The following is a 6,561-nucleotide window of genomic DNA, read 5'->3' as shown; positions in this document are numbered from 1 at the left end:
CTTATATGATACCCTTAAATACTGAAAAAGAAGGCCGAGACACAAATGGCTATTTATATACAATGGAGTGAAATATTTACTATAACAAGATTTAGAGGGTGTTATATATCTTGGATATACTGCGAGAAAACTAAGAAACGGAATGGAAGTAATAAAAGTTGTAGACCCTCCTTATGGACCATTGTTAGATGCGGAATTAATAAATGGAATTATTTATGTTGCATGGACCCAAGAGATAGGTGGTCACTTTGATGTATATTTTGACAAAATATACCTGAATGAGTTGGAATAAAAGGGGGAAGTGGTATGCGTAAAAGGGTTTCAATCTTAATGATGCCCATATCCTCGCTTGTATTTCCCACACTCATGTATGCGGATTATTAGAATGAACGTGGTCCACATTGAAACTTAGAGAACCTAAATGAAATGGTGTTATGGCTCCTGATTTTCAAATTTGCTTGCAACCAATCGGTAGAATTTTCCGCAGATCCTCAGTAACTGAAATTTTTTTATTTGCTTGAAGAGTTCCTAAATTTTATAATATAAGTATGGAAGAATACATCCAGGTTTTTACAACAACGAATGAAAAGGAAATCGCAGAAAAAATAGCAGAACACTTGGTTCAGAAAAGGCTCGCCGCGTGTGTTCAGATCCTTGGTCCAATTACAAGCCAATACTGGTGGGAAAACAAAATCACAAAGGATACAGAATACCTCATAATCGCCAAAACGAGAGCTGATCGATATCCCGAGGTAGAAGAGGCAATTAAAGAGGCCCATAACTACACAGTTCCTGAAATATTAGCAGTCCCTGTCACAGCGGGAAACCCAGACTACCTCAAATGGCTGAATGAAGAGCTCGATAAATTATAAAATGAGACAGAGTGCCTTTTTAGCTCTTTCAATTTTATTTTTTACTTCCTGCACCAAAAATTTTGCAAGGCATGATGTCAGTGAAATCTCGGCAAAAAAACTTTACAATTTAATCATTAAAAATGAAGCAATCATGATTGTGGATGTAAGAACGAACAAAGAATTCTCTGAGGGGCACATACCCCAGGCAATTAACATTGATTACTACTCTCCGAAACTCGATGCCCTGTTGTCAAACCTTCCTAAGGATAAAACGATAATATGTTATTGTTCCTATGGATTAAGAAGCAAAAACGTCGCAATAAGATTGAAAAATCAAGGCTATAAGAAGGTCTTGAGCTTGCGCGGTGGGCTCGTTGAGTGGGTTAAAAGAGGTTTTCCCATTGAAAAAGTACAGAACTAAAATTCTCCCAAAAGCCACATTAACATTCCACTATGCAGATTAAAAAAGAGCAAAACTTCAATAAACTTGCTTATATAGAAGGATGGCTATCTATAGGCTTAAATGTTCTCCTTTTTATAGCCAAATATGTTATTGGCCTTAAGATAAACTCTGTTGCCTTGCAGGCAGACGCATGGCACACTCTTTCCGATTCTCTGACTTCGATCATTCTCATCTTTGGAATATACCTTTCAGCAAAACCTGCTGACGAAGAACATCCTTTCGGCCACGGAAGGATTGAAAAGATAACCTCACTCCTTATAGGTATAATGCTCATTTTAGTGGCGATAAACTTTTTACGAGAATCCGCTGTAAGGATAACATCCAAAAAGGTAATAACTTTCACCTTTGCAAGTATTCTTATTCAAGCAATTTGTGCAGTCACAAAGCAAAGCCTTGCCCTTTTTGCCTTTTGGGCAGGAAAAAAATCAAAAATAAATGCAATTAGTGCCGATGCTTGGCACCATCAGTCAGATGCAATAACAAGTGTTTTATTCATTATTGGCGTCTTTCTCAGCAAATATATACCCTTCGTTGACGGATATCTTGGTCTACTAATATCCTTCGCAATCCTAATGACTGCCATGGATATAATTAAATCAAGTGCATCACCCCTTATCGGTGAAAAAGTACCAGAAGAGCTAATTGCAAAAGTGACAAAAGAAGTTAGCAAAGTGGATAGCAGAATAACAGGTATACATCACTTTCACATGCATAGATATGGGAACCACATCGAACTAACATTCCACATTAGGCTTCCCAGGGGGTTAAGCCTTGAGGAGGCTCATGAAATTACAAAAAAAATTGAAAATGCACTATTCAAAGAAAAAATTGAAGCAACAATACATGTAGAGCCTTATTCAGAAGGCGAAGATTTACAAAAAACTTTATAAGTAAGGAGAGGTGCTATGGTACAAAAAACTATCTGTCAGAGCTGTGGGACACCAATAGTATCCGAAGAGGAATTCGGTACAAATGCTGACGGAAGCCTGAACTACGAATATTGCAGGAAGTGTTTCCAGAATGGAAAATTCACAGAACCGCACATAACTATGGAAGAGATGATTAAAAAAGTGGCCACGGAAATGATTGAAGTAGAAAAGATTCCGCAGAAATACGCTTACAAGATAGCGCGGGAATATATTCCTGAGCTTAAGAGGTGGCGCTCAAGCTCGAAATCATAAGCAAGCAATAGCCTCTATTTCAATTAGGGCATTTTTAGGCAAGGCTTTAACAAAGATCGTAGAGCGAGCTGGATACGGCTCTGTAAAAAAGGTGCTATAAATCTCATTAACCTTTGAGAAGTCTTCAGAGTTAATGAGAAAAATGGTGGTTTTTATCACATTATTCATAGAAAGCCCAGAAGATTCAAGAATTGATTTCAAATTTTCCAGGGCCCTTTTTGTCTGAGCCTCCAAGCCTTCTTCCAGCTCACCACTATCAGGATTTATACCCAGTTGACCAGAAATGAAAAATAAACTCTTACATTCACCCCTTCTCACAAGGCTGTAAGGGCCTATAGCTTTGGGTCCCATTTATTCCTCCTTTCTTTTGTTTTAAAATTATATAACAAACATAAGGAATGATTATAACCATTGAAGGAAAACCTGCATCTGGTAAAACAACTATATGCATAAAGCTCATTGAAAAGCTCAAAAATGAAAAGACTTACAAATTGTGTGGATTTATAACCAGAGAAATTAGAGATTCAGGAGGAACAAGAATAGGATTCGAAATCGTAACGCTACAAGGAGAGCGTGCAATCCTCGCAGACATATACCAAAAAACCCCTTTTAAAGTGGGAAAATACTTCGTAAGAGTGGACAACATTGATAAAAGTGCTATAGCGGAAATCGAAAAATTTTTGAAAAATGAATGCGAGATAATTATCATCGATGAAATTGGCAAAATGGAAATGCTGTCTTCAAGATTTCAGTATGTAATGGCAAAAATACTTAACTACAACCGAGGTTTGATTATCTGTACTTTGCCCATCGTGGACTTCCACCCTCTGGTTAATGCATTCAGAATAAAATCTGACAAAAGATTCTTTTTAGAAAAAGGAAAGTTTAATTCTGAAGTAGTGGCAGAGGAAATTTTCAGAACTATCCAAAAGCAAAGAATAAAATACAAAAACTAATCAACATATAGGTACCTTTTTATCTTATTAGTAGGCGTTTTTTCAAAGGGTTCAGGGTACTCATAAAGTTCAGATAACCTCGAATAAGAAGGTAGCTGTTCATTTACCTCATCACAAATCCTCTTAAGAATCTCTTTCACAATTTTCTCCCTTTCTGATTCGGACTTTCCTTCCAGCTCTTTAACAAGTTCGTCATAGTTCAGATAAACCTTAGCTACAATTTTACCTTCCCTTTCATAAACCACAGATTCCTGAACCAGTGGATGCATATTGAGTTTCTCTTCAATATTTTCAGGATAAATATTCTCACCAGCAGCGGTTAAAATCATATTTTTTGATCGCCCTTTAATATAAATGTAATTATCCTTATCTACATAGCCAAGATCGCCAGTTTTCAACCATCCATCTTCAGTTAAAATCTCTTTTGTGAGATTCTCATTTTTATAGTAGCCTTTCATTATGTTTGGTCCCCTCAGCCATATCTCGCCCACACCGGTTCGGGGGTCAGGATCAACTATCCTAACTTCAATATCAGGGGCAACCTTCCCTGCAGATCCAAGGCGCGTTTCCGTAGGTAATGAACCACTGACCAATGGCGAGGCTTCTGTGAGGCCATATCCCATTGCATAAGGGAAGTTGATTTGCCGTAAAAACGATTCTACCTCAAGAGAAAGAGGGGCGCCACCGAGAGTTATACACCTTAATTCGCCCCCAAAAAAATCTAAGAGTGACTTCCTTATCTTGGAATAAATGAAATTTTTTACTATGGGAATTTTGGTAACGGTCTTTATTGCCCTTTTTTCTTCAAGAAACTTTTTAACCTTTGATTTATAAACCTTTTCAAGCAAAAGTGGTACAGCGGGAATGACAGTAGGTCTTACTTTTCGACAAGCCTCGTAAACCAGGGCAGGTGTAGGCTTCTTACCTATATAGTAAATACAGGCACCAACTGACAAAGAATATAAAAGCCCCAAAGTAAATTCATAGGAATGAGCTAAAGGCAGAACAGACAACACCCTATCATTCTCATTTAAATCAAAGATTCTGGCCACCTGCGTTACATTGGAAACAATGTTTTTATGGGTAAGCATAACTCCTTTGGAATTTCCAGTAGTACCCGATGTGTAAATCATAGCAGCAACGTCTTCGGGCTCGATCTCGTCGCTTATTAGTCCAATTCTTTCAGCAACTTGAACCGCAAGATTTCTGGCTTTTTCAAATATAGAAGAAATTGGGCTAACCTCAACCTCTACCGTTTCGGGAGTAAAATTATCAAGGGCAATCAAAAATCTAACCTCTCCAAGGTCATAGCCTTTAAGCCTTAAGAGGTTGACCCTACTTGCAAATAATCCAATAGATTCGGAGTGCCTGAGTATGTTGGAAATATCAGAGGGATGAAAATCCGTTAAGATAGGTACTGCAACCCCACCAAGAAAAACTGTTGAAAGATACGCAATAACCCAGTTTGGCGAATTCTCACCCAATATTGCGACTCTGGCCCCTTTCCTTACGCCGTATTCCTTTAGCTGTTGAGAAAGAGAAATTATTCTCCTCATTAGCTCGCCGTAAGTGAAAGGCTCTTCGTAGTAAAACCCCATTGCTGGTCGAGATACATGGAGTTCTACCGTCTTTTTGACAAGCTCTGGAATAGTATACTTATCTACCAACCTCCACGCATCCATATCTTCATTATATACCCTGGCGTAAAGATTTTAAAAATTTAAAAATCTATTTAAAAGAAAATAAAACCACCTCTTGACAAACCACCCCAAAGGGGTTAAACTTTTATGGTAAAAGGTGGGGAAAAGTGGAAAAAAAGAGAAACAATAGAATACATCACATTGATGAAAAAGGCCGTGTGGCTATCCCCGTAAATTTGAGGAGGGAAATGAAATACGGGGAAAAATTAGTCCTCACAAAAGGTATTGAAAAGTGCATTTATGTCTTTACCGAGGAAGAATGGAGAAAATTTGAAGAAAGAATTAGAGAATTTCCCCTATGGGACGATGAAAAAAGGAGGGCAATCAGGTACCTCTTGGGAGAATCGGAAGAAACAGAAATTGATGCCCAGGGAAGAATATTGATACCCGGAAATCTCATGTCCTATGCACACATATCAAGGGTTTGCATGTTCGTTAAAATGCCACGGTGGTTTGAGATATGGAGCCCTGAATTATATACGGAGCTTCATAAAGCAGAAGACCTTAATTTTAGGGAAATACCATTATGAAATTTCACATACCTTGTCAGCTTGAACACATTTTGGAGTTTTTGCATCTGTACCAATGCAAATTTGTGATAGATTGCACGGCTGGAGAAGGTGGACATTCAATAGCTATTGCTAAACTGGTGGGAGAAAGTGGTAAAGTAATTGCAATTGAAATAGATCCCTCTTATTTCCAAAAACTCGTAAAAAATACCGCGGCCTTTTCTAATATCACTTGCGTAAATGCGAGTTATTTAGAAATTAAAAATGTTTTAGCCAGTGTGGGGATAAGTAGAATTGATGCTATCTTGTTTGACTTTGGCCTATCATCCTATCACTTAGAGAGCTCAGGCAGAGGATTTTCCTTTAGAAAAGACGAAATACTGGATATGCGTTTTAACCCTTCTGAAGGCGAACCGCTTTATGTGAAACTCCAAAAATTAACTGACCACGATTTGGAACTAATACTTAAAAAATTTGGAGAAGTTAAATTTGCAAAAAAACTCGCAAAAAACCTCTTTGCGAACAAAAGTAAAGTTAAATATACATCCCATCTCGTTGAAATCGCAGGAAAATCTATACCACATCAATTTCTCAACAGCGAACTACCAAAGATTTTTCAAGCATTTAGAATTTTCACAAATAATGAATATAAAAATATGGTTGAAGGGCTGAAAGAAGCCATTCAAGTTTTACCAAGGGGTGGAATTTTGATCACACTATCTTACCACTCCATTGAAGATCGTCTTTGTAAAAGCATTAAAAATATTAAGGGCATGAAAGTGGTAACAAAAAAGCCTATAACTCCAGATGAGAAAGAGACTTCAGAAAATTCAAGATGTAGAAGTTCTAAACTTCGTGTTTTTGAAAAGGAGGAGGTAGATGAAGAGAGCCTTGTTGA

At 37.6% G+C, this 6,561-nt stretch carries 10 protein-coding genes; 8 read left to right on the top strand and 2 right to left on the bottom strand.

Annotated elements, in window-relative coordinates:
* Nucleotides 1-142: 142 nt before the first annotated feature.
* From QMD82_05225 to QMD82_05205, 5 genes are all read left to right on the top strand, one after another.
* Nucleotides 143-292, top strand: a complete 150-nt coding sequence (locus QMD82_05225) for a hypothetical protein (protein ID MDI6851320.1) — start codon at nucleotides 143-145, stop codon at nucleotides 290-292.
* A 256-nt stretch (nucleotides 293-548) separates the two neighbouring features.
* Complete coding sequence (gene cutA / locus QMD82_05220; protein ID MDI6851319.1) at nucleotides 549-872, top strand: divalent-cation tolerance protein CutA; 324 nt, start codon at nucleotides 549-551, stop codon at nucleotides 870-872.
* On the top strand, nucleotides 850-1,275 hold the full coding sequence (locus QMD82_05215; GenBank protein MDI6851318.1) for a rhodanese-like domain-containing protein: 426 nt from the start codon (nucleotides 850-852) through the stop codon (nucleotides 1,273-1,275). Before cutA ends, QMD82_05215 begins: the two co-directional genes overlap by 23 nt.
* A 32-nt stretch (nucleotides 1,276-1,307) precedes the next feature.
* Nucleotides 1,308-2,207: a cation diffusion facilitator family transporter gene (locus QMD82_05210; protein ID MDI6851317.1), complete on the top strand. Its 900-nt coding sequence runs from the start codon at nucleotides 1,308-1,310 to the stop codon at nucleotides 2,205-2,207.
* A gap of 15 nt (nucleotides 2,208-2,222) precedes the next feature.
* The gene (locus QMD82_05205; GenBank protein MDI6851316.1) at nucleotides 2,223-2,498 is read left to right on the top strand and encodes a zinc ribbon domain-containing protein; all 276 of its coding nucleotides are present in this window, start codon (nucleotides 2,223-2,225) and stop codon (nucleotides 2,496-2,498) included.
* Here QMD82_05205 and QMD82_05200 read toward each other — a convergent pair.
* Entirely contained in the window at nucleotides 2,493-2,849 is a 357-nt protein-coding gene (locus QMD82_05200; GenBank protein MDI6851315.1) for a Rid family detoxifying hydrolase, read from the bottom strand. The genes QMD82_05205 and QMD82_05200 overlap by 6 nt on opposite strands.
* A gap of 47 nt (nucleotides 2,850-2,896) precedes the next feature.
* On the opposite strand from QMD82_05200, the gene QMD82_05195 reads away from it, so the two are divergent.
* Nucleotides 2,897-3,454, top strand: a complete 558-nt coding sequence (locus QMD82_05195; GenBank protein ID MDI6851314.1) for a nucleoside-triphosphatase — start codon at nucleotides 2,897-2,899, stop codon at nucleotides 3,452-3,454.
* Here QMD82_05195 and QMD82_05190 read toward each other — a convergent pair.
* A complete protein-coding gene (locus tag QMD82_05190; protein MDI6851313.1) occupies nucleotides 3,451-5,136 on the bottom strand; it encodes an AMP-binding protein in 1,686 nt (561 codons plus the stop codon). The genes QMD82_05195 and QMD82_05190 overlap by 4 nt on opposite strands.
* 125 nt (nucleotides 5,137-5,261) lie before the next feature.
* On the opposite strand from QMD82_05190, the gene QMD82_05185 reads away from it, so the two are divergent.
* On the top strand, nucleotides 5,262-5,684 hold the full coding sequence (locus QMD82_05185) for a division/cell wall cluster transcriptional repressor MraZ (GenBank protein MDI6851312.1): 423 nt from the start codon (nucleotides 5,262-5,264) through the stop codon (nucleotides 5,682-5,684).
* Nucleotides 5,681-6,561, top strand: an 881-nt coding sequence (gene rsmH / locus QMD82_05180; protein ID MDI6851311.1) for a 16S rRNA (cytosine(1402)-N(4))-methyltransferase RsmH, incomplete at its 3' end; no start/stop codon positions are given. The genes QMD82_05185 and rsmH, both read left to right, overlap by 4 nt.

This window comes from bacterium, assembly GCA_030019025.1.
Classification (GTDB): Bacteria; Hydrothermota; Hydrothermia; order UBA1063; family UBA1063; genus UBA1063.
Note: the sequence above shows the minus strand (reverse complement) of the source record. Positions and strands in the feature narration are given on the sequence as shown.